This window comes from Pseudomonas sp. 9.1(2019) (genome assembly GCF_009910445.1).
GTDB lineage: Bacteria > Pseudomonadota > Gammaproteobacteria > Pseudomonadales > Pseudomonadaceae > Aquipseudomonas > Aquipseudomonas paraversuta.
Window position 1 is genome coordinate 113,351 of sequence record NZ_VBWF01000005.1, and the last position, 21,648, is coordinate 134,998.

Sequence of the window (21,648 nt, forward strand, 5' to 3'; positions counted from 1 at the left end):
TATGACTACTGCGCAAGACGCTGTTCAAACCCTGATCCCTACGCTGGATATCTCAGAACGTGTGGCCCGTGCGAACGAGGCCCGTTCCAAGGTCGAGACCGGCGTTAAATTGCGCGGTGCCGAGAAGGTTGCGCGTATCCCGGTAAAAATCATTCCGACCACCGAGCTGCCGAAGAAACCGGACTGGATTCGCGTGCGCATCCCGGTCTCGCCGGAGGTCGACCGCATCAAGGCGCTGCTGCGCAAGCACAAGCTGCACAGCGTGTGCGAAGAAGCATCCTGCCCGAACCTGGGTGAATGCTTCTCGGGTGGTACCGCGACCTTCATGATCATGGGTGACATCTGCACCCGTCGCTGCCCGTTCTGCGACGTTGGCCACGGCCGGCCGAAGCCGCTGGACGTGAATGAACCGCAAAGCCTGGCGATTGCCATCGCTGACCTGGGCTTGAAGTACGTGGTGATCACCTCGGTGGACCGTGACGACCTGCGTGATGGCGGTGCCCAGCACTTTGCCGACTGCATCCGCGAAATCCGCAAGTTGTCGCCGAACGTGCTGCTCGAGACCCTGGTGCCCGATTACCGTGGCCGAATGGATGTGGCACTGGAAATCACTGCTGCCGAGCCGCCTGATGTGTTCAACCATAACCTCGAAACCGTGCCGCGCCTGTACAAGGCTGCACGTCCGGGTTCTGACTATCAGTGGTCGCTGACCTTGCTGCAGCGCTTCAAGCAAATGATGCCGCACATCCCGACCAAATCCGGCCTGATGCTGGGTCTGGGCGAGACGGACGAAGAAGTCATTGAAGTGATGAAGCGCATGCGCGAACACGACATCGACATGCTGACCCTGGGCCAGTACCTGCAACCGTCGCGCAGCCACTTGCCGGTACAGCGTTTCGTGCACCCGGACGTATTCGCCTGGTTTGCCGAAGAAGGCTACAAAATGGGCTTCAAAAACGTGGCGTCGGGCCCTCTGGTACGTTCGTCGTACCACGCCGACGAACAGGCCAAGCTGGTCAAGACCATGTTGGTAGGCGCCTGACTCCATGAATAGCCGGCTCACCGCGCAGGTGTCTTACAAGGCCCACAGCGCGGTGCCCGCGCTTCCCGCTGGCGGGGTAATCGCCCTGATCGCCCCGGCAGGTCCCGCCGAACTGGATCTCGAACTCGCCACCCAATGGATGGCCGCACGCGGCTATCAGCTTCGGGTATTGCCGGGGGTGTGGGAAAAGGATGGCTATCTTGCAGGTTCAGACGCTGTTCGCTTGCGTGATTTGCACGATGCGTTTGCGGATGAAAGTGTTGATGCCATTTTCTGTTTGCGCGGTGGCTATGGCAGCCCGCGCCTGCTGGCAGGTATCGATTTTGCGTTGCTGCGCCGCAACCCCAAGCCTTTTGTGGGGTACAGCGACATCACCGCGCTGCATCTGGCAATCACCCGTTATGCAGGCTTCGTGACCTTTCACGGGGCAATGCTGAACGCCGATTTGCTGGGTAACAAGCTGGAGCCGACCGAGTCCGGTTTATGGCAGATGTTGAGCGGACAGCAATCGCCCGTCCTGGAGCATCCGCCAGCCTTTGCCCTGACCACCCTGGCCCCGGGCAGTGCCAGCGGCCGCTTGCTGGGCGGCAACCTGTCGATGATCTGCGCCACCATCGGTTCAGCGTTTGAGCTGGACGATGAAGGCATCATTCTGTTTATCGAAGACGTCAACGAGCCTCTGTACCGGGTCGATCGCCTGCTTACGCACTTGCGTCTGGCAGGTAAGCTGAATCGGCTGCGTGGTGTTCTGGTGGGAGATTTCGCCGGGGTTGATAGCGTGGCGCTGCACCGGCTGCTCCAGCAGGAGCTGGGGCCTTTGGGCATACCGGTACTGGCTGGCTGGCGCAGCGGGCATTGCAATCCAAACCTGACGTTGCCACTGGGGGCTCAGGTCAGGCTGGATGCGGACCAACAGCAGCTGGTGCTCGAACAGCCAGTTGTAACCTGACCCTTACCCCTTCGCACCTACTGGCGCAAACTCTCCAGCAACTTATGACTCGGGTAGCCGTCTGCTGGCCAGCCCAGGGCTTGCTGTGCGCTGCGGATTGCTTTGCGGGTGTTGGCACCAATGATGCCATCGGCATTGCCGGCATCGTAGTTGCGCTGGCTGAGCAGGGTTTGCAGCTCGACACGCTCGGAACGGCTCAGCGGTCGCTCATCTTTTGGCCACTCGCCCAAAATAACCCCGCCGCCGTTGAAGCGCTCGGACAACAGGCCCACGGCCAGTGCATAGGACGATGAGTTGTTGTAGCGCAGAATGGCGCGGAAGTTATCCAGCACCAGGAAGGCCGGGCCCCGGTAACCGGCAGGCAGTAGCAGGGTGGCACTCAGCTGTTCGGAGCCGGCAGGCAAGGTGGCGCTGCCTGTCAGTGACACGCCCAGTTTCTGCCATTCGCCGACGCTTTTTCTGATCGCGCCATCAGCCAGTGCATAGTCGAAACCGGCGGGTAGTCTGACTTCAAAACCCCAGGGCTGGCCTTGCTTCCAGCCGGAGCTCTGCAAATAGTGGGCAGTCGATGCCAGGGCATCCGCCGAGCTGTTCCAGATATCCCGACGGCCGTCACCATCGAAATCCACTGCGTGGGTTTCATAGGTGGTCGGAATGAACTGGGTCTGGCCCATGGCACCGGCCCAGGAGCCGAGCATCTTGTCGGGGGTTACATCGCCTTCCTGGATGATCTTCAGTGCGGCGATCAGTTGGCTCTGCGCAAATTCCGGACGGCGCCCTTCGTAGGCCAGGGTGGCCAGTGAGCGAATCACTGACTTATTGCCCTGGAACGTACCGAAGTTGCTTTCCATGCCCCATACCGACACCAGGGCCTGGCGATCAACGCCATAACGCTGCTCGATCTGGCTCAGCAGTTCGGCGTTTTGCTCCAGCAGGCGCTGGCCATTACGCACGCGCAACGGCGATAGCGCGCCATCGAGGTATTCCCACACCGGACGGCTGAACTCGGGCTGGCTGCGGTCGGCCTTGATCACGCTCATGTCGGGGGTGAGGCCGCTAAAGGCGTTATCGAACACCTCGGGGCGGATCCCGGCCTTGAGTGCCTGCTCGCGGAAGTTGGCTTGCCACTCGCTGAAGCTTTGGGCAGGGGCAATGACGGGCATGTCGGCGATGGCCACACCAGGGGTCGCCACGGGAGCGGCGGGTGTGACAGGCAGAGGCTGAGCATCGGCTGCGGTGGGCTTTTCTGCGCAGGCGACTAGAAGAATGACGCTGGAAGCAGCGATCAGTTGGCGCATCGGCCAACCACGTTTATGACTTAAGGGCATGCGCAGGTCCAGGTAATGCAAAACAGATGCAGACCTTATCATCCCCGCCGTCAGGCAGCCAGAAAGTAAAAAGCCTCCCGGTCTCTCGACTGGAAGGCTTCGCGGCGGTAGCTGCCTTTGCCTTTGGCGGGGCGTTCCTGGCGGCTGCGGAACAAGGGTTGGGCGACGATGGATTTGGCCTTGTTGGGGCGCTTGCTCATGGCATTTGCTCTCGCTTGGTTTGAACAGACGCAAATCATCGGCCAGATTTTTTGCGTTGTCCAGTACCGTCAAAGCCAGCTGCCGCAGGATTATTCCGCAGGTAGATTCAGTCGTTGCCCACACATCAGCAGCGTTAATCGACTCAGGCTGCTCCAGGCGGACCCGCCTGCCTGCCCCTTGATTTGTGCGTCGATGCGTTGCGCGTCCATCAGCAGTTGTGCCCAGCGTTGCGCTGAATAGCGTTGCAGGGCTTTGCTCATCAACGGTTTGCGCTTGTCCCAGACGGGCGGTCGGGCCTGGCTGAAGGCTTTGTCCAGCGGGATGCCCTGGCTGTATTGCAGCGCAATATTGGCCAGCACCCGGAGTTCGCGGGCCAGTGCCCACAAGATGACCGGCGGCTCAACACCCTCGCCGCGCAGGCCTTCGAGCATGCGCAGGGCGTGGGCGGCCTCGCCATTGAGTACGGCATCGACCAGGCCAAACACATCAAACCGCGCGCTGTCAGCCACTGCAGCCTGTACGGTTTCGACGGTGATCTGGCCTTCTTCAGCCATCAGCTTGAGCTTTTCGACTTCTTGCGCGGCTGCCAGCAGGTTGCCCTCGACCCGTGCCGCAATCAGTTCGACTGCGTCCTGGCTGGCGGACAGGCCCGCCTGAGACAAGCGCTGGCGAATCCATTGCGGCAACTGACTGGCATCCACTGGCCAGATCTGTACGAACTGGGTTTGCGGGCCCTCGATCAGTGCTTTGCCCCATTTGGTCTTCTGTGCGCTGCCATCGAGCTTGGGCAGGCTGACGAGCAATAAAGTGTCTTCGGCAGGGCGCGAGCAGTATTCGATCAGGGCAGCTGCGCCTTTGTCTCCGGGCTTGCCTGAAGGCAGGCGCAGTTCCAGCAGACGCTTTTCGGCAAACAGCGACATGCTGGCGCCCGCTTGCAACAACGAACCCCAGTCAAAACTGGCGTCGGCGCTGAAAACCTGGCGCTCATCGAAACCTTGCTGGCGTGCAGCGCTGCGAATGGCATCGGCCGCTTCCTGGCACAGCAGCGGGTCATCGCCGCTGACGATGTAGACCGGGGCAAGGCTGCCTTGCAGGTGTTTGGCGAGTTGGGCGGGGGCGAGTTTCATAGGGGCTTGATAGATAGCGGGGCGCCTGAGCGCCCCGTATGCCTTACTGGTTTTGCAGTTCGAGTGGCGACTGTTGAGGGGTTGCCTCTTGAGCCTTGCGTGCAGCGTCGAGGGCTGCGGCCTCGGCCCGGGCCTTCTCGTCAGCGACCTTTTGCAGATCGGCCAGGCGTTCTGGTGTCAGTTGCTCAAGACGCAGGACCATTTGTTGCACGAGATCGCGGCGCATTTCCTTGCGAGCCATTGCTGCTTCCTGGGCGGAACCGGTGATGTTGCTCGGGTCCTGCAGGTAAATCTTGTGCACTTCTAGCTTGTTGTTGAGCAATGCCAGATTGTTATTACCCTGAATCTCGTAGTTAAGTACGTTCGTCAGTTCATATTCGACCGAGTTACCGGTACCGGCGTAGCTGGCTGCTCGCTGGGATTCTTGTTCGTTGGTCAGTATCAGTTTGTAAGGTGCGCTGGCGGTGATTTTAACGCCGCTGTTTTCCAGCGTCTGGCGCAGCTCGCGCACAGTATCGCCGTAAGCGTTACGCGCGGTGAGATCAAGCTCGGTGATTGTCAGCTGATTGGTGCCGGTACCGCGCAGCTGGAAGCCGCAGGCACTCAACAGAACAGCGAGACCCATCACCAGCAAATTGCGTTTGATCATGTGTAGCTCCCCTTGAAACCAGATAGGCCGACTGAGCGGCCCTGAAGGTTTTATTGGGCGCCCGCACTGGGGGCGGGCGCCTGTTCCAATTTAGCTGGCGACGATATTGACCAGTTTGCCTGGCACAACGATCACTTTGCGGATCGTCAGGCCTTCGGTAAAGCGCAGCACGTTTTCGTTGGTGCGGGCAGCCGCCTCAACGTCTTCACGGCTGGCGCCGGCCGGCATCTCGATATGACCGCGCAATTTGCCATTGACCTGGATAACCAGCTGCAAGGTGTCTTGAACCAGTGCATTTTCGTCCAGCGTCGGCCATGGCGCGTCGATGACTGCACCGGCGTGGCCCAGCTGGTTCCACAGCTCATGGCTGATGTGCGGCGTGATGGGGGCCAGCACCAATGCAACTGTCTCAAGGCCTTCCTGCAGCAAGGCGCGATCCTGTTCGGTGGCTTGCGGTGCTTTTTCGAGCACGTTCATCACGGTCATCACCTGGGCAACGGCAGTGTTGAATTTGTGATGCTGACCGACATCCAGGCTGGCTTGCTTGATGGCCTGGTGGATAGCGCGACGGATTACTTTTTGCCCGTCGTTCAGGGTTGCGATGTCCAGTGCTTGCGGCAGGCCCTGGCCAACGTGGGCGTGAGCCAGGCGCCATACGCGCTTGAGGAAACGGTGTGAACCTTCAACACCCGAATCCGACCACTCCAGGCTGGCGTCAGGCGGCGATGCAAACATCATGAACAGGCGGCAGGTATCGGCGCCGTATTGTTCGATCATGGATTGCGGGTCAACGCCGTTGTTCAGCGACTTGGACATTTTCTGCGTGCCGCCGATTTCCACCGGCAGGCCGTCGCTCTTCAGCGTGGCGCCGATGATCTTGGCCTTGGCGTCACGTTCGATGACAACGTCGTCAGGGTTGAAGAAGTCCTTGCCGCCGTTGTCCAGCGTACGGAAGTAAGTGTCGGCGATCACCATGCCCTGGGTCAGCAGGTTCTTGAACGGCTCGTTGGAGCTCACCAGGCCTTCGTCGCGCATCAGCTTGTGGAAGAAGCGTGCATAAAGCAGGTGCAGGATGGCGTGTTCGATACCGCCAATGTACTGATCAACCGGTAGCCAGTGGTCAGCCGCCGACTTTTCAACCAGGCCGCCTTCATAGTGGGGCGAGGCGTAGCGGGCGTAGTACCACGACGACTCGACGAAGGTGTCCATCGTGTCGGTTTCGCGTTTGGCCGGTGCGCCGCATTTAGGGCAGCTGCACTCGTAGAACTCAGGCATGCGCGCCAATGGCGAGCCGGCGCCATCGGGCACGACGTCTTCCGGCAGCACGACAGGCAACTGGTCTTGCGGTACCGGAACGTCACCGCAGGTATCGCAGTGCACGATCGGGATCGGGCAGCCCCAGTAACGTTGGCGGCTGATGCCCCAGTCGCGCAGGCGGAACTGGGTGCGGGATTGACCCAGGCCTTTGGCGGTCAGGGCCGCTTCCATGGCGTCGAATGCAGCCTGGAAGTCCAGACCGTCGAATTCGCCGGAATTGATCAGGAGGCCGTGTTCGTTATAAGCCGCTTGCCACGGAGCCGGTGTCTCGTCGCCAGCGCTGGTGCGAACAACCGGCTTGATCGGCAAGTTGTACTTGGTGGCGAATTCGAAATCGCGCTCGTCATGTGCCGGAACAGCCATGACTGCGCCATCGCCGTAATGCATCAATACATAGTTGGCGACCCATACCGGGAGCTTTTCACCGGTCAGCGGGTGCTTGACGAACAGCGGGGTTGGCAGGCCCTTTTTCTCCTGGGTCGCCATGTCGGCTTCGGCAACACTGCCGCCCTTGCATTCAGCGATGAACGCTTGCAGCTCGGGATTGCCTTGTGCAGCCTGGGTCGCCAGCGGGTGCTCGGCAGCCACGGCCACGTAAGTCGCGCCCATCAGGGTGTCTGGACGGGTGGTGAAAACTTTGAGCGTACCCGCTTCGCCGATGGAGTCGACGTCGTAGGGGAACTGCACTTCCATGCCGCGGGATTTGCCAATCCAGTTGCGCTGCATGGTTTTGACCTGCTCCGGCCAGCCGGGCATGTCATCGAGGCCTTCAAGCAGTTCATCTGCGTAGGCAGTGATCTTGAAGTAGTACATCGGGATTTCGCGCTTCTCGATCACCGCGCCGGAACGCCAGCCGCGGCCGTCGATCACTTGCTCGTTGGCCAGAACGGTCTGGTCAACCGGGTCCCAGTTCACGGTGCCGTTTTTACGATAGATCACGCCTTTTTCGAACAGGCGAGTGAACAGCCATTGTTCCCAGCGGTAGTAATCGGGCTTGCAGGTAGTGATTTCCCGGGACCAGTCCACAGCCAGGCCGAGACTGCGCAGCTGGGTTTTCATGTAGGCAATGTTTTCGTAGGTCCACTTGGCCGGCGCGACGTTGTTCTTCATCGCGGCGTTTTCGGCAGGCATGCCGAAGGCGTCCCAGCCCATGGGCTGCAGGACGTTTTTGCCAAGCATGCGCTGGTAACGGGAGATCACGTCACCGATGGTGTAGTTACGCACATGCCCCATGTGTAGCTTGCCGCTTGGGTACGGGAACATCGATAGGCAGTAGTAGGTTTCCTTGCCTAGATCTTCGCTGACTTCGAAGGACTTTTGGTTGTCCCAGAATGATTGGGCGGCGGCTTCTATTTCACGGGGCTGATATTGTTCGTGCATGGCTACTTGTACTAATAAAGGGTGGCCTAATCCTCTTCAACTTATACCGGCTATTGTGTTGCCCGGTCAGGTTGGAGCAGGGGTTACAGGAAGTCCCGTAGCATACATGACCCCACTCTATCGAGGGAAACCCTGATTGCCTCATCACTCCGTTGGTCGCAGCAGCACGCTGGTTTTTGAAGCGCAGCTAAACTCTGCGAGGGGAAGAACTATTTCCTTAATGAGGTGAACGGATGGCAGAGACGCAACGCAAAGCTATAAAAACGCAGGTGTATGAGCGGCTGATTGATCGTTTGAGTGTGGCTCTTGATTCAGCAAACACGGCAGTTCGATTACGAGACGAACGTCCTGTCGAGCTGGAACTGCGTGGTTTGAGTCGTGCCGAGTTGGAGTTGATCAACGTCTATTTGAACCGGATCGGGCGTGAGGCTGATGGACGCTCGCAAGGCAGCATGAACGAACGGGATACCCGCCCCAAGGCCAAGGTCATCTGGCTGAAGGACAGGGTACAGGGAGTATAGGGGCACTCGGCGTTTCGGCCGGCCCATGATGCAAACTGTGTCACGACACAGGTACCCTCGGTATGACGTAACAGGTGTTTGAGTTTTTGACCTGCCCTGTTGATGCGTCGCTTTAACCCCCTTAGGCTTCGGGCATCTGTGGAGATGCCCGATGCCTATTCGATATTTCGTTAAACAACTTCTTTTACCCCCCGGAATTCTCTTGCTGTTGCTGGTGCTCGCCTGGTGGCTACGTAGCACCCGTCCGCGGCTGGCCGCCGTGCTGTTTGCATTGGGGGTAGGCGGTTTGTGGCTGATGAGTTTGCCGGTGGTCGTGCAATGGGGCGCCCGCGCGATCGAGCGTGAGCCGGCATTGGCCCCCAGCGAATGGTCGACCCTGGCCGGGCGTGCGGATGCCATTGTGGTGCTCGGCTCCGGACGCGAGCGGGGTGACCCTGCATGGGGCAGCGACCAGCCCACGGCAATGGGCCTGGAGCGCCAGCGTTATGCCGCCCGGCTGGCCAAGGCTTCGGGTTTGCCGGTATTGACCACGGGTGGCCTGCATTACGGCACACCGCCCAGTGAGGCACAGATGATGGCGGACTCGTTGCGCGATGATTTCGGGGTGCAAGTACGCTGGAAGGAAGAGCAAAGCCGGACCACGTGGGAAAACGCACAGATGACGGCCGACATCCTTCTGGCGCAAGGCATCAGGCGGGTAGTGGTGGTCACCCAGGCCTGGCATATGCCGCGTTCGGTGTGGAGCTTTCAACAGGCAGGGTTTGAGGTAGTGCCGGCCCCGGTCGGTTTCTTCAGCGCTGATAGCGAGAGACCGCTGGGTGGCTGGATGCCAGAGTACAAATCGTTCTGGCAGTCCGGGCTGTTGCTTAATGAAGCGGTGGGGCAGATTGCCTACCCCTGGTTGTATCGCTGACTGCACAGTGCTTTTTTGCGGGAGCTGGCTTGGCAGCGTGCAGGAAGTTCGATTTATCCTGCCGGCTGTGGCGACTCCATCGCTGACAAGCCGGCTCCCACAATATTCCTTTTAGCTGTGCTTGCGCATCACACCGTCTTGGCAATCCGGCTGGTGATCAGTGCCCAGCCTAACAGCAGGCAGCACAAAATGATCAGTGGCCATGAGCGCCATTGCAGATAAGGCGTGAGGTTGTGCATCGGCACCACTTCGCCGTACATGATGCCGCGCTCGAATTGCGGAATTTGTGTGGTGATTTGCCCGTTCGGGTCAATCAGTGCAGTGACACCATTGTTGGTTGCCCGAATCATCCAGCGCCCGGCCTCAAGCGCGCGCATTTGCGCCATCTGCAGATGTTGCAGCGGACCAATAGAGGTGCCGAACCAGGTGTCGTTGCTGATGGTCAACAAAATATCGCTCTGGGCGGCAAGGCCGGCCACGAACTCCGGGTACACCACTTCATAGCAAATCAGCGGCGCGATCTGATAGCCCTTGGCTTGCAGCATGGCCTGGTCGGCCGGGCCGCGAGCAAAGTCGGACATCGGCAGATCAAAGAACGCAATGACCCCGCGCAGCACGTCCTGAAGCGGAACGTATTCGCCAAACGGCACCAGCTTCTGCTTCAGATAGCTGCCATCCCCCTCGCCAACGGCGGTGATGCCATTGAAATAGCGCGATTCATGGCGCACTTCCTGGCGAATCGGCACGCCGGTAATCAGCGCTGAATTCCGCTCGGCAGCAAAGCGGCTCATCATGCTCAGGAAGCCTTCGGCGTTCTCCTTGAGCACCGGGACCGCTGTTTCTGGCCAGATAATCAGGTCGGCCCGTTTAGAGCTGAATGTCATGTCGCGGTACAGCGCCAGCTGTGCATCAAGCTGTGCCGGGTCCCATTTCATGCTTTGTTCGATGTTGCCCTGAATCGCCGCAACACTTAGCGGGTCACCCGAGGGGCTGGTCCAGGCGTGATGCTTGAGCGCCATGCCGATGCCCCACGGACCGATCAGCAGCGCGGCGCCGGCAACCACAAAGGCTTTGTTTTTGGCCTTGATCAGGCGTGGCAGGTTGCACAACAAGGCTGCGGTCAGTGCCAGAGTGAAGGAAATCAGCCACATGCCTCCCAGCGGGGCAAGCCCGGCCAGAGGTCCGTCAAGTTGGCTGTAACCCGAATAGAGCCAGGGGAAACCGGTGAGGAACCAGCCGCGAAAGGCTTCCTGGACCACCCACAGCGCCGCAAACGCCAGCGTGTCCGCCAGTGGAGCTTCATTGCGCCGGATCCAGCGTGCCCAGATCCAGGCTGGCAGGGCGAAGAACCAGGCAATTGCCGCCGTAAAGGCCAGCATCAACAGTCCCGCCAGCAGCACGGATGCGCCACCAAAGTGGTGAATACTGTAGTAAATCCAGCTGGTGCCGGCGCCGAAGAGGCCAAAGCCATAACACCAGCCACGGCCCAGCGCCTGTTTTGGCGACAGGTCGCGCAGACCGAGATAGAACAGGGCCAGGGCTACCAGTGCCAGTGGCCAGATATCGAAGGGGGCCAACGCCAGGGTTGTCAGTGCGCCGGCCACCACGGCCAGCAAGTTACCGGGCCAGCCGGGGGGTGTTATCCAGCGCATTTCAATCCTTAGGGTTTGGGTTTAGCGGGCAATAGGCGTCAGACGAATCAAATGAATCCGGCGGCTGTCAGCATTCAGGATGCGGAAGCGGTAAGGACCTATTTCAGTGATTTCGTTGCGTTTTGGCAAGTGCCCGAATGCACTCATGACCAGGCCGCCCACGGTGTCGAATTCATCGTCGGAGAATTCGCTGTCGAAGAACTCGTTGAAGTTCTCGATGGGGGTCAGGGCCTTGATCAGGAAGTCGCCGCTGGGCAGCGGTTTGATATAGCTGTCTTCTTCAACATCGTGCTCGTCTTCGATATCGCCGACGATTTGCTCCAGCACGTCTTCAATCGTCACCAGACCGGCCACACCGCCGTATTCGTCAATCACGATGGCCATGTGGTTATGGTTGGCGCGGAACTCGCGCAACAGTACGTTAAGGCGCTTGGACTCAGGGACAAAGGTCGCCGGACGCAGCAAATCCTTGATGTTGTACTTGTCGCCGTTCTCTTGAAGGATCAGCGGCAGCAGGTCTTTGGCCAGGAGGACGCCCAGGACGTCGTCGTGACTTTCGCCGATCACCGGGTAGCGCGAGTGCGCCGCATCGATGATCGCCGGGAGAAACTCGCGGGGTGTCTGGGTCGCCTTGATGCTGATCATCTGCGAGCGCGGAACCATGATGTCCCGTACCTGCAGGTCAGCCACCTGGATGGCGCCTTCGACGATGGCCAGTGCTTCACTGTCCAGCAGTTTGTTCTGGTGTGCTTCGCGCAGCAGCTCAAGCAGCTCCTGGCGGTTTTTCGGCTCATGGGCAAAGGCCTGGGTCAGTTTACCTAACCATGACTTTTGCCCGTTGCTCGATCGGTCTTCGCTCATAGCGATTTACTCGTATCCCTTGGTAGTTTTAGTGGGTGTTAATCAGCTTCGTCGTCTGCATAGGGGTCAGGGTGACCCAGCTCTGCAAGCAACGTTCGTTCCAGCGCTTCCATCTCTTCGGCTTCTTCATCTTCTATATGGTCGTAACCCAGAAGATGCAAGCAGCCGTGAATCACCAGGTGAGCCCAGTGGGCGTCCAGCGCCTTGCCTTGCTCTGCCGCTTCGCGCTCAACCACCGCAACACAAATCACCAGATCACCGAGTAACGGAATATCCAGGAATTCGTCTGGCACGTCGGCCGGGAAGGACAGAACGTTGGTTGCGTAGTCTTTCTGGCGCCAGGTGCGATTGAGTTCACGGCCTTCGGCCTCGTCGACCAGGCGAATGGTCATTTCCGAGTCGGCAGTACGTTGGCGCAAAGCCAGTTCGCACCATTGGCGGAACCGGGCTTCGTCGGGGGCAGGCGCATCAGTGGCCCGTTGCAGGTCAAGCTCAAGCATCGCGGCGGTAATCCTTTGCAGCGGGCAGTGCGGCTAGCTTGTCTGCAGCTTCCTGTTCATAGCGCCCGTAGGCTTCTACGATGCGCTGCACCAGAGGATGGCGCACGACATCTTTGGACTGGAAGTGGGTGAAACTGATGCCCGGTACATCCTTGAGCACTTCGATGACATGGTTGAGCCCGGACTTGGTGCCTTTTGGCAGGTCAATCTGGGTAATGTCACCGGTGATCACGGCGGTAGAGCCGAAGCCGATACGGGTCAGGAACATTTTCATTTGCTCGACGGTGGTGTTCTGGCTTTCGTCGAGAATGATGAAGCTGTTGTTCAGCGTGCGACCGCGCATATAGGCCAGGGGCGCCACTTCAATGACCTGGCGTTCGATCAGCTTGGCCACATATTCAAAGCCCAGCATCTCGTACAGCGCGTCATACAGCGGGCGCAGATACGGGTCGATTTTTTGCGACAGGTCGCCGGGCAGGAAGCCGAGCTTTTCGCCCGCTTCGACCGCCGGGCGCACCAGCAGGATGCGGCGGATTTGCTCGCGCTCCAGAGCATCCACGGCACAGGCCACGGCCAGGTAGGTCTTGCCGGTACCGGCCGGGCCAATGCCGAAGTTGATGTCGTTGCCCAGGATTTCTTTGACGTAGCGCTGCTGGTTGATGCCGCGAGGGCGAATCATGCCCTTTTTGGTGCGCAAAGCGATGCTGGCTTCAGCCACCGGGTTGCTGTCCAGGTCTTCTACTGCTGATTCTTGCAGGAACAGATGCACCATGTCCGGCGAAAGCTCGGAAGCCTTGGTTTCGCGGTACAGGCGGCGCAGCAGGTTTTCTGCGGAGGAGGTCAGTTTGGGGTCGCCGATCAATTCGAATTGATTGCCGCGATTGCGGATTTCGATCGTGAGACGTTGTTCGATCAAGCGCAAATGCTCGTCGAATTGTCCGCACAGATTGGCGAAGCGGCGAGCCTCAAAAGGCTCAAGGAGAAAACGATGTGGTTCGATGGGTGCGTTCAAGGTCGTATTTAGCCGCCCTTAGGCAATTGAGATGAGTTGAAGGATAACGCTAGCAGACCTCGTACGAAAGGACTTCGCTAAATGTTTGACCTTCACTGCAGGAGCGAGCTTGCTTGCGAGCTTTTGAAAGCCAGCAGCTCGCTCCTGCAATATGGAAGGGTTGCTTAATTCAGCAGCGAGCCCCGCAGCGAGTGCGGCTGGGCGGCATCGATGTGTACGTCGGCAAATTGCCCGATCAGTTGCGGGTTGTCGCAGCGGAAGTTGACGATACGGTTGTTCTCGGTTCGGCCTTGCAGTTCACCGGGGTCTTTCTTCGAGTAGTCGGTGACCAGGATCCGCTGGGTTGAACCCACCATCTGTCGGCTGATCTCGAAACCCTGCTGATTCAGGCGATGCTGCAGCGCGTTCAGACGCTCTTTTTTACGCTCCTCCGGCGTCTCGTCAGCCAGGTCAGCCGCCGGAGTGCCGGGGCGCTGGCTATAGACAAAGGAGTAAGAGAAGTCGAAGCCGACGTCTTCGATCAGCTTCATGGTCTGTTCGAAGTCTTTTTCGGTTTCGCCGGGGAAGCCGACAATAAAGTCAGAGCTGATGCAGATGCCCGGTACCGCAGCGCGTAACTTGCGCAGCTTGGACTTGTACTCCAGCGCCGTATGGTTGCGCTTCATCGCAGAGAGAATGCGGTCCGATCCCGACTGCACCGGCAAGTGCAGGTGTTTCACCAGTTCCGGCACCTCGGCGTGGGCCTGGATCAGGCTGTCGGAGAACTCCAGCGGGTGCGAGGTGGTGTAACGAATGCGCTCGATGCCGTCGATCGCCGCCACTACGCGAATCAGTTCGGCAAGGTCCGCCAGGCGGCCGCCTTCGGTCAGGCCGCGATAGCCATTAACGTTCTGACCCAGCAGGGTCACTTCACGTACGCCGTTTTCAGCCAGGTGCAGGACTTCAGCCAGCACGTCGTCGAACGGGCGGCTGACTTCTTCGCCGCGGGTGTAGGGCACCACACAGAACGTGCAGTACTTGCTGCAACCTTCCATCACCGAGACGTAGGCGCTCGGGCCGTCGATGCGGGGCTCCGGCAGGTGGTCAAACTTTTCTATTTCCGGGAACGAAACATCGACCTGCGGCAGCTTGGTGAGGCGTGCGGCGTCGATCATTTCAGGCAGGCGGTGCAAGGTCTGCGGGCCGAAAACCACGTCGACATAGGGCGCGCGATCACGGATCGCCGCGCCTTCCTGGCTGGCGACACAACCGCCCACGGCAATCACCATGTCGGGATTGGCCAGTTTCAACTCGCGCCAGCGGCCCAGCTGCGAATACACGCGGTCCTGGGCCCGTTCCCGGATCGAGCAGGTGTTAAGCAGGATGACATCAGCGTCTTCAGCGCGCGCTGTGACTTCCAGGGCCTGATGTTCACCCAGCAGGTCGACCATGCGCGAGCTGTCGTACTCATTCATCTGGCAACCGTGGGTTTCGATGTAAAGCTTCTTGGCCATGGGTGTTCATCAAGTGATTCAAAGAACCGCACATTATAGGGGGCATGGCCGCTGCTTCCTAGGGTGGCTATGCTATAGTTTGCGCCCTCTTTTTTATCCTTAGATGTTTACCCGCCCACCATGACCAAACGTGAAGCTCCAATCTACAAGGTGATTTTCCTCAACCAGGGCCAGGTGTTCGAAATGTACGCCAAGCAGATCTATCAAAGTGATCTGTGGGGTTTCCTGGAAGTAGAGGAATTCGTCTTCGGGGAGCGTACGCAAATGGTCGTCGATCCGAGCGAAGAAAAGCTCAAGGCTCAGTTTGAAGGTGTTGTGCGCAGCTTTGTGCCAATGCACTCGATTGTGCGCATCGACGAGGTTGAGCGCCTGGGTACGCCTAAGATCAGCGAAGCACGTGGCATGAGCAACGTGATGCCGTTTCCGTTTCCGATGCCGGAGAAGTAGGGCTCAGGAACCTGTGCCGGCCCTGGAGTGTTGCGGGCAGGTCAGGGTAGCGGTGAGAACGGCGAGCGTCCGTCGGCCGATTGCAGTTCCAGCAAGTACTTGCGGAAAATCTGTCCCAGCACCTGGGTCGCGGTTTCGAGTTGGTCGCGGGGCATTTGCTCCGCCACCAGGTCGGCAGTGTCCAGTGCATCTTCGGCGCCATTGACGGCCGCCATTTTCAGCACGATATACGCCTGAATGTTATTGGCCGGTACGCCTTCGCCCTTGTAGAACATGGTGCCGAGCTGGAACTGGGCCATGGCGTGGCCTTGCAGCGACGCTTGCTCGAAGTAGCTCAGAGCCTTGTTGAGGTCGCGCGGGGTGTTTTTACCGTCGTAATAGAACTCGCCTAACTCGTATTCGGCTTCTGCATCCCCGTCTTTTGCCGCAGCTTCGCATGCAGCCAATGCCTCAGCCAGGTCTTCTGGTTGAGTATTCAGGGTGCAGCGACCCATTGCTGGGATCAACAACGAGTTACCGCCTGCCTGGACAAGCAGCGGCTGTAGGAGCAACAGGCAGCCCAGAGCAAGGGCGCGGCCGGTGCGGTTCATGGGAATCGACGTACCTCTGAAAGGCGGGCAAGCCCGGCCATGGGATGTATAGGCGCGCATTATGAAATAAGCGGAGGCAACCTTACAAAGTCTTTACTCGTTTTTCTGCTGCCTGAGCGCGATATCCATTGATTTAAGACGATTTTGGACAGGCGGCATAAACGAATGAGCCATAACCGGGATAAAAAACCGGCAAGGGGCTAAACCCTGCCGGTTTTGCGGGTTACTTCAGCGCGGCAAATGCGCGTTCCGCAGCATCCAGTGTCAGTTGCAACTCGGCATCGCCATGGGCGATCGAGGTGAAACCTGCTTCAAAGGCACTCGGCGCCAGGTACACGCCACCTTCGAGCATCAGGTGGAAGAAGCGTTTGAACAGGTCGGCATCGCTGGCCATGACGTCTTCGAAGGTGACGATGTCATCGGCGCTGCTGAAGTACAGGCCAAACATGCCTCCGGCCTGGGTTGTAACAAATGGAATGCCGGCGGCATCGGCACGTTGCTGCAAGCCGTCGAGCAGGCGGGTGGTGTAGTCGCTCAGCTCGGCGTGGAAGCCCGGACGGCTGATCAGGCGCAGCGTGGTCAGGCCCGCAGCCATGGCCAGCGGGTTTCCGGACAGGGTGCCGGCCTGGTACACCGGGCCCAGTGGCGCGATGTGCTGCATGATTTCGCGTTTGCCGCCGAAGCAGCCTACTGGCATGCCGCCACCAATGATTTTGCCAAAGGTGCTCAGGTCCGGGGTTACGCCGTAATGGGCTTGGGCACCGCCCAGGGCGACGCGGAAACCGGTCATCACTTCGTCAAAAATCAATACCACGCCGTGTTTGTCACACAGGCTGCGCAAACCTTGCAGGAAGCCCGGAGCAGGTGGCACGCAGTTCATGTTGCCGGCCACCGGCTCGACAATGATGCAGGCCACGGTGTCGCCGACTTCGCTCAGCAGCTGTTCAACCGCGTCGATATCGTTGAAGGCAGTGGTCAGGGTGTGTTTAGCGAAGTCTGCAGGAACCCCGGCCGAACTCGGTACGCCTTGGGTCAGTGCGCCGGAGCCGGCCTTGACCAGCAAGCTGTCCGAGTGCCCGTGATAGCAGCCTTCAAACTTGAGAATGTTGTCGCGACCGGTAAAACCGCGGGCCAGACGAATGGCGCTCATGGTGGCTTCGGTGCCGGAGCTGACCATGCGCACCATTTCCATCGACGGCACAATCGAGCACACCAGATCGGCCATTTCGGTTTCCATGGCCGTCGGAGCGCCGTAGGACAAACCGTGCTCCAGTTGCGCCCGTACCGCATCCAGCACGTCCGGGTGGCTGTGGCCCAGAATCATCGGGCCCCACGAGCCGACGTAATCCACGTAGCGCTTGTTGTCTTCGTCGGTGACGTAGGCGCCTTCGGCGTGCTTGAAGAACAACGGGGTGCCGCCCACGCTTTTGAATGCACGGACAGGCGAGTTAACGCCGCCCGGAATGTGTTTTTGGGCGTTGGCAAACAGGGTTTCGGAACGAGACATGATGGGCTCTCTCTGAATCAGGATTCGGTATTTAAATGCGTAGCAAAGTGTTGAAGGCGCGAGCGCGGCGGGTCACTTCCCGGGTGCTGTCAGCACCAAACAGGCCGTGTACCACTGCCAGCAAATCGGCGCCGTGCTCCACCAGTGGCGCTGCGTTTTCCAGGGTGATGCCGCCAATCACACAAATCGGCAGGGCCAGTCGCGAGCGTGCCTGATCAAGCACGTCCAGGGTCGCGGTGGGAGCCCCGGGTTTGGTGCTGGAATTGAAGAAGCGGCCGAAGGCGACATAACTCGCGCCTTCCCCGGCGGCCTGCTCGGCCAGTTCAACCTGACTGTGGCAAGTGGCGCCAATGATCGCCTGTCGGCCCAGCAGGGCACGGGCGGGTGTCAGCGGGCCATCGGTCTGTCCGAGGTGCACGCCGACGCCAAGGCGCGCCGCCAGCTCGGCATCATCATTGATGACCAGGTGCGCCTTGTAGCGCTCACACAAAGTGCGCAAGGCCTCGGCTTCGCGAAGGCGGCGGGCGTCGTCGCTGCTTTTGTCGCGATATTGCAACAGCGTCAGGCCGCCATCGAGGGCCGCCTCGACAAAAGGCAGCAGCTTGCCAGCCAGCAGCTGGCTGTCAGTGATTGCATACAGGCCGCGCAGGGTCATAGGTCGAGCCTCATGGTTACGAACAGAAGTCCAGCGGCAAGCGACGCGGGACAAACTGTCCCTGCCCCAGCTGCTCGGCATCACGCAACGTGCGCCACGTGTAATTGAGTGCGGTTTCTACTGCGCTGACCAGATTTTCGCCGATGGCCAGGCGCCCGGCCAGGGTGCTGGCCAGGGTGCAGCCCGAGCCGTGATAGCTGCCAGGTAAGCGATGGCAGGTAAAGGTGTGACGGCTGCCGTCGCGGCTGTAGAGGCGGTTATGGACTTCGTGTTCATCGCCGTGTCCGCCGGTGATGAGCAGGTGCTGGCAAAAGGGCAGCAACTTTTCGGCGCATTCATCGGCGCTGCCGTCGGGCAGTTCGGCGAGGATGCGGGCTTCGGGGAGGTTCGGCGTGGCGATGGTGGCCAATGGCAGCAGACGCTCGCGCATGGCATAGCCCACTTCGTCCTTGCCCAGTCGTCCGCCACCGCCGGCCCGCAGCACCGGGTCACAGACCATCGGCAAGTGCGGGTGGGCCTGAAGCAGTTCGACCACGGTGTCGACCATTTCCAGTGAGCCGAGCATGCCCAGCTTGACGGCCGCAACCGTGGAGTCGCTGAGCACGGCATTGGCCTGGGCCAGTACCCACTCGCGATCCAGCACGCGGAAATCGCTGACATTGACGGTATTCTGCACAGTCAGGGCGGTGACCACGGGAGCGGCATGACAACCTTGAACCAGCAGGGCTTCGATATCTGCCTGCAAGCCGGCACCCCCACTGGGGTCATGGCCGGAGAGACAGAGGACAACGGGGCGAGAACTGTAGATATTCATGGTGCGCGAGCTTACCACCAAACGCTTTTTTGGGGCGGCTTGCTCCGCGTCGGTCATCTGGCAGCCAGCAGATTTCATTTGCTGGTAAAAACATCCGGATAAATCGCGCCATGTCCTCTGTAATGGCCGTAATAGAGCCTTCGTTCATAATTTTACGGTGATGTGCATCTGCCACTAATGGCTATGCTAGAGTGACGTCAAATTAATAACAGGTCGTCGGGTCGACGTGCTCTCCAAGGGAACAGGAGCTTGCGCACGTCACCGGGGGCTACCGCTGGGGCTGTATGCGCTATTTGTTCGTGATGTTATTGGGCTGGCTACCGATGCTGGTCAGCGCAGTGGACTTCGATGAAACCACCCAGAGCCTGCCCTTGGGCCGGGTAATGCAAGTATTCGAAGACGTTGACGGTCAGGCGACGCTGGCAGATGTTATCGCCCGGGACGGTCTGTTCCGCAACCATGAGAAAGACTCGTTGAATGCGGGCTACTCGCACTCGGCTTTCTGGCTCAAGGTGGACTTGAGCTACCTGCCGCAGAACCCGAACATCCATCGCACCTGGCTGCTGGAACTGGCCTACCCGCCAATGGATCACATTGATCTGTATCTGGCCGACGCTTCAGGCAACTATCGCCTGGCCGAGCGCACCGGCGATGCACTGCCTTTCGACAGCCGCCAGATAAAAGAAAACAATTACCTCTTTGAGCTCAACTTCAGCCCGGGGCAAAGCCAGACCGTGTATTTGCGTCTGGCCAGCCAGGGCTCGGTCCAGGCGCCGCTGACGCTGTGGTCGGCGCAGGCATACCTCGAACAGCAGCCGGTACGGATTTATATCCTGGGCCTGATTTACGGCGTATTGCTGGGGATGCTGGTCTACAACCTGTTTATCTACCTCAGTGTGCGGGACACCAGCTACCTCTATTACATTTTCTATATCGCCTCGTTCGGTTTGTACCAACTGTCCGTCAACGGCGCGGCGGTGCAGTACTTCTGGCCGAACAATCCGTGGTGGGCCAATGCCGCCACGCCATTTTTGATTGGCTCGGCGGCATTTTTCGGTTGCCAGTTCGCCCGCACCTTTTTACACACCGCCTCCCACAGCCGCTGGCTGGACCGTGCCCTGATGTTGCTGATGGCCGTGGGCGTACTGGTCATGGTGCTGGCCCTGACCACCAGCTATGCCGTGTCGTTGCGCCTGGCAACCGGCCTGGCCCTGGCATTCATCGTCACGATCTTTACCTCCGGCGTCGTGGCCTGGGTGCGCGGCTTGCGGGTGGCGCGCTACTTTGTGATCGCCTGGTCGGCGTTTTTGCTCGGCGGTCTGGTCAATACCCTGATGGTGCTGGGCTATCTGCCCAATGTATTCCTGACCATGTATGCCAGCCAGATCGGCTCGGCCATCGAGGTCGGCCTGTTGTCGCTGGCGCTCGCGGACCGGATCAATGCCATGCGTGACTTGCAGGCGCGGACGTTGCAAGAGTCCGGGCAGAAACTGGCCGCAATGAACCAGCAACTGGCCCACACCAACCAGCTTAAAGATGAGTTTCTGGCAACCGTCACCCATGAATTGCGCACGCCAATGAACGGTGTGATCGGCTCTCTGGAGTTGATCAAAACCCTGGACATGGGCCCTGAGCTTGAACTCTACACCCAGACTGCCGAGGGCTCGGCGCGAGAAATGATGCATATGGTCAATGGCATCCTGGCCCTCACAGAGCTGCAGGCCGGCCGGCTTGGCATGCGCGCGCAGTCCTTTGCTTTGAGCGAGCTGGTGCAGAGCCTGAGCGATCAGTACGGGCCGACTGCACGCAACAAGGGGCTGCAATTTTCCTATGAGATAGCGCGCAACCTGCCCGATCAATGGGTCGGCGATGTCGACAAGATTCGTCAGTGTCTGGAGTGCCTGCTGGATAACGCCATCAAGTTCACTCGCGTCGGCGGGGTGATTCTACGGGTCACCGGCAAAACCGCAGGGCCGGGACGCTGGGCGCTGGCCTTGAATGTAATCGACAGCGGAATCGGCTTTGTCCACATTGAAGAGGCCGAGCTGTACCAGAACTTCTTCCAGGTCGATGGCTCCATGACCCGCAGCTACGGTGGTCTGGGTATCGGTCTGGCGATCTGTCGGCGTTTGGTGGAACTGCTGGGCGGGCGCCTGACCCATCACTCGCAGCCGGGCCAGGGTTCGCAGTTCCAGCTGTTGCTGGAGCTTGAATCGCCGCTTGAGAGCACGCAGCAGGCTGAGGGCCTGAGCCGAACCCCGAACGAGTGTGTGGTCTTGCTGGTGGAGGACAGCAGCCCCGGCCAGGTAGTACTGCGCGGCATGCTGCTCAAGCTGGGTTATCGGGTGCTGAGTGTCGACAGTGGCGGGGAGGCAATCGATGTTCTGCGTCGCGAACGGGTAGATGCCGTGGTGCTGGGATGCCCGTTGAACCTGGTCTCGGGGGCGTCGATGGGCGGCCAGCTGCTGACCCTGGCGGCCTGTGCGAAGCTGCCGGTACTGGCGCTGTTTGAATCTGAAACCGAGGCCCGGCAAGCGCTGCAGCAGGTCGATGGCATCACTGACTACCTGATCAAGCCCGTGCGTTATGAAGACGTGCAGCACCTGATGTCAGAGTGGTTGCTGCAGGGGCCTGAGGGCAAAAGCGCCGGACTTTAGACGCTTATACCCCTTGTGATGATGGTCATGCGT

The 21,648-nt window shown here is 59.5% G+C and carries 20 protein-coding genes; 6 read left to right on the forward strand and 14 right to left on the reverse strand.

The features are described 5' to 3' along the window. Window position 1: 1 nt before the first annotated feature. Together lipA and FEZ21_RS06540 are read left to right on the forward strand one after the other, a co-directional pair. Window positions 2-1,042 (forward strand): lipoyl synthase, encoded by a 1,041-nt coding sequence (lipA, locus tag FEZ21_RS06535; protein WP_060696818.1) that lies wholly within the window; start codon window positions 2-4, stop codon window positions 1,040-1,042. 4 nt (window positions 1,043-1,046) lie between these two features. Next, entirely contained in the window at window positions 1,047-1,991 is a 945-nt protein-coding gene (locus FEZ21_RS06540) for an LD-carboxypeptidase (RefSeq protein ID WP_010655475.1), read from the forward strand. Between the two features lie 17 nt (window positions 1,992-2,008). On the opposite strand, the gene FEZ21_RS06545 is transcribed toward FEZ21_RS06540, so the two are convergent. From FEZ21_RS06545 to leuS, 5 genes are all read right to left on the reverse strand, one after another. Beyond that, on the reverse strand, window positions 2,009-3,319 hold the full coding sequence (locus FEZ21_RS06545; protein ID WP_003444168.1) for a lytic murein transglycosylase: 1,311 nt from the start codon (window positions 3,317-3,319) through the stop codon (window positions 2,009-2,011). Window positions 3,320-3,369: 50 nt separating this feature from the next. After that, window positions 3,370-3,519, reverse strand: coding sequence for an alternative ribosome rescue factor ArfA (arfA, locus tag FEZ21_RS06550; protein WP_003444166.1), 150 nt, complete (start codon window positions 3,517-3,519; stop codon window positions 3,370-3,372). A 90-nt stretch (window positions 3,520-3,609) separates the two neighbouring features. Continuing rightward, entirely contained in the window at window positions 3,610-4,647 is a 1,038-nt protein-coding gene (holA, locus tag FEZ21_RS06555; RefSeq protein ID WP_003444164.1) for a DNA polymerase III subunit delta, read from the reverse strand. Between the two features lie 43 nt (window positions 4,648-4,690). Then, entirely contained in the window at window positions 4,691-5,296 is a 606-nt protein-coding gene (gene lptE, locus FEZ21_RS06560) for an LPS assembly lipoprotein LptE (protein ID WP_003444161.1), read from the reverse strand. Window positions 5,297-5,386: 90 nt separating this feature from the next. Then, complete coding sequence (gene leuS, locus FEZ21_RS06565) at window positions 5,387-7,993, reverse strand: leucine--tRNA ligase (protein WP_003444158.1); 2,607 nt, start codon at window positions 7,991-7,993, stop codon at window positions 5,387-5,389. Window positions 7,994-8,226: 233 nt separating this feature from the next. Here leuS and FEZ21_RS06570 point away from each other — a divergent pair, with 233 nt between their 5' ends. Both FEZ21_RS06570 and FEZ21_RS06575 read left to right on the forward strand, forming a co-directional pair. Next, on the forward strand, window positions 8,227-8,514 hold the full coding sequence (locus FEZ21_RS06570) for a hypothetical protein (RefSeq protein WP_003444155.1): 288 nt from the start codon (window positions 8,227-8,229) through the stop codon (window positions 8,512-8,514). 151 nt (window positions 8,515-8,665) lie between these two features. Then, entirely contained in the window at window positions 8,666-9,427 is a 762-nt protein-coding gene (locus tag FEZ21_RS06575) for a YdcF family protein (protein WP_160626707.1), read from the forward strand. Between the two features lie 128 nt (window positions 9,428-9,555). Here FEZ21_RS06575 and lnt read toward each other — a convergent pair whose 3' ends face one another. From lnt to miaB, 5 genes are all read right to left on the reverse strand, one after another. After that, window positions 9,556-11,079, reverse strand: coding sequence for an apolipoprotein N-acyltransferase (lnt, locus tag FEZ21_RS06580; protein ID WP_010655478.1), 1,524 nt, complete (start codon window positions 11,077-11,079; stop codon window positions 9,556-9,558). A 21-nt stretch (window positions 11,080-11,100) separates the two neighbouring features. Then, complete coding sequence (locus FEZ21_RS06585) at window positions 11,101-11,940, reverse strand: HlyC/CorC family transporter (RefSeq protein WP_003444149.1); 840 nt, start codon at window positions 11,938-11,940, stop codon at window positions 11,101-11,103. Window positions 11,941-11,978: 38 nt separating this feature from the next. Next, the gene (gene ybeY / locus FEZ21_RS06590) at window positions 11,979-12,440 is read right to left on the reverse strand and encodes an rRNA maturation RNase YbeY (protein WP_003444147.1); all 462 of its coding nucleotides are present in this window, start codon (window positions 12,438-12,440) and stop codon (window positions 11,979-11,981) included. Further along, the gene (locus FEZ21_RS06595) at window positions 12,433-13,452 is read right to left on the reverse strand and encodes a PhoH family protein (protein WP_003444145.1); all 1,020 of its coding nucleotides are present in this window, start codon (window positions 13,450-13,452) and stop codon (window positions 12,433-12,435) included. The genes ybeY and FEZ21_RS06595 overlap by 8 nt, the downstream gene beginning before the upstream one ends. A gap of 164 nt (window positions 13,453-13,616) precedes the next feature. After that, window positions 13,617-14,945 carry a tRNA (N6-isopentenyl adenosine(37)-C2)-methylthiotransferase MiaB gene (gene miaB / locus FEZ21_RS06600; RefSeq protein ID WP_003444143.1) on the reverse strand — a complete coding sequence of 443 codons (1,329 nt, stop codon included), beginning with the start codon at window positions 14,943-14,945 and terminating at the stop codon, window positions 13,617-13,619. A 120-nt stretch (window positions 14,946-15,065) separates the two neighbouring features. On the opposite strand from miaB, the gene FEZ21_RS06605 reads away from it, so the two are divergent. Continuing rightward, a complete protein-coding gene (locus FEZ21_RS06605) occupies window positions 15,066-15,392 on the forward strand; it encodes a DUF1820 family protein (protein ID WP_003444141.1) in 327 nt (108 codons plus the stop codon). A 41-nt stretch (window positions 15,393-15,433) separates the two neighbouring features. On the opposite strand, the gene FEZ21_RS06610 is transcribed toward FEZ21_RS06605, so the two are convergent. From FEZ21_RS06610 to FEZ21_RS06625, 4 genes are all read right to left on the reverse strand, one after another. After that, a complete protein-coding gene (locus tag FEZ21_RS06610; protein WP_003444140.1) occupies window positions 15,434-15,982 on the reverse strand; it encodes a tetratricopeptide repeat protein in 549 nt (182 codons plus the stop codon). A gap of 223 nt (window positions 15,983-16,205) precedes the next feature. After that, window positions 16,206-17,489: a glutamate-1-semialdehyde 2,1-aminomutase gene (hemL, locus tag FEZ21_RS06615; protein ID WP_003444137.1), complete on the reverse strand. Its 1,284-nt coding sequence runs from the start codon at window positions 17,487-17,489 to the stop codon at window positions 16,206-16,208. Between the two features lie 31 nt (window positions 17,490-17,520). Further along, a complete protein-coding gene (gene thiE / locus FEZ21_RS06620; RefSeq protein ID WP_160626709.1) occupies window positions 17,521-18,144 on the reverse strand; it encodes a thiamine phosphate synthase in 624 nt (207 codons plus the stop codon). A 16-nt stretch (window positions 18,145-18,160) separates the two neighbouring features. Then, window positions 18,161-18,958: a hydroxymethylpyrimidine/phosphomethylpyrimidine kinase gene (locus FEZ21_RS06625; RefSeq protein ID WP_003444128.1), complete on the reverse strand. Its 798-nt coding sequence runs from the start codon at window positions 18,956-18,958 to the stop codon at window positions 18,161-18,163. Between the two features lie 284 nt (window positions 18,959-19,242). On the opposite strand from FEZ21_RS06625, the gene FEZ21_RS06630 reads away from it, so the two are divergent. Then, complete coding sequence (locus FEZ21_RS06630) at window positions 19,243-21,615, forward strand: hybrid sensor histidine kinase/response regulator (protein WP_160626711.1); 2,373 nt, start codon at window positions 19,243-19,245, stop codon at window positions 21,613-21,615. Window positions 21,616-21,648 lie beyond the last annotated feature (33 nt).